The sequence below is a fragment of the Streptomyces javensis genome (assembly GCF_039525925.1).
GTDB lineage: Bacteria > Actinomycetota > Actinomycetes > Streptomycetales > Streptomycetaceae > Streptomyces > Streptomyces asiaticus.
On the sequence record NZ_BAAAIF010000241.1, the window covers coordinates 1 to 1327 of the forward strand.

Genomic DNA, 1327 nt, shown 5'->3' on the forward strand with positions numbered 1-1327 from the left:
GGTCCCTGCTGGGGGTGGGTGTGATGTGGGGGTGGTGCGGGAGTTTGTGCGGGGGCGGTTGCCGGAGTTCATGGTGCCGGGTGTGTGGGTGGTGCTGAATGGGTTGCCGGTGACGGCGAATGGGAAGTTGGATCGGCGTGCGTTGCCGGTGCCGGAGGTCCGGGGGGCTGGTGCGGGGCGGGGGCCGCGTACGGCCGTGGAGCGGGTGCTGTGCCGCTTGTTCGCCGAGGTGTTGGGCGTGGAGCGGGTGGGGATCGAGGACGGTTTCTTCGATCTGGGTGGGCATTCGTTGTTGGCGACGCGGTTGGTGTCGCGGGTGCGGTCTGAGCTGGGAGTGGACGTGGCGGTAGGGGCGGTGTTCGAGGCCCCGACGGTGGCCGCGCTGGCCCGCGGCCTGGAGAGTGGCGACGGCCGGAAAGGGCTCGATGTCCTGTTGCCGCTGCGGCCACACGGCAGCCGCGCGCCACTCTTCTGCGTCCACCCCGCCGGCGGGATCAGCTGGCCCTATTCCGGACTACTGCGCCATATCAATGCCGACCACCCCGTCTACGGCCTCCAGGCCCGGGGGCTGTCCGGTACGGAGACGCCCCACGCCACGGTCGAGGAGATCGCGGCGGACTATCTGCGCCAGATCCGGACCGTACGGCCACACGGGCCGTACCACCTCCTCGGCTGGTCCTTCGGCGGCATCGTCGCTCATGCGATGGCGGCGCGACTCCAGGAGGAGGGTGAGGAGGTGGCCTTGCTGGCCGTGCTCGACACCTACCCCCTGGCGGCCGTGCCCGCGGAGGAATCGCTGCCAGAGGCGGGAGAGCGCGACATCAGGGCCATGTTCCTCGACGTCCTGGCGGACGAGGCGTACTCCCTGGACGAGGAGATCCTGACGGCGCTGTGCCACAGCCACGTCCAGCACGAGCGAGCCGCCAAGGAACACCGGCCTCCGCGGTTCCACGGGGAGATGGACCTCTTCATCGCGACGGAGGAACCCACCGACCACCGGATCGCGACATGGCGTACGGCTGATTCCTGGGCGCCGTACGTCGAGGGAGACATCCGGACGCACGGTGTGCCCAGTACGCACGATCACCTGATGACCCAGCGGGCACTGGCTCACATCGGCCCCGTTGTCGCCCGGCGGCTCGAACGGCCGTAGTGCAGCCGGGGCATGGCGCCCGGGCCCCGAACGTCTCTCACTCCTCCAGGTCCGCCCACTCGGCTTCGAGGTCGCTCTCGAGGTTGGTGATGTCGTGTTGGGTGAGGTTGAGGAGGGGGAGGTCGGAGGGGGTGCGGCCGCCGGTGTGGTGTTGGGTGTGGGTGTTGAGGGCTT

Annotated in this window: 1 protein-coding gene; it reads left to right on the forward strand. The window is 69.6% G+C overall.

What is annotated here, in order from left to right; all coding sequences use genetic code 11:
- Positions 1 to 1153 (forward strand): alpha/beta fold hydrolase (locus ABD329_RS47755; protein ID WP_344318283.1); only part of this gene is annotated, 1153 nt, incomplete at its 5' end.
- Positions 1154 to 1327: the final 174 nt, after the last annotated feature.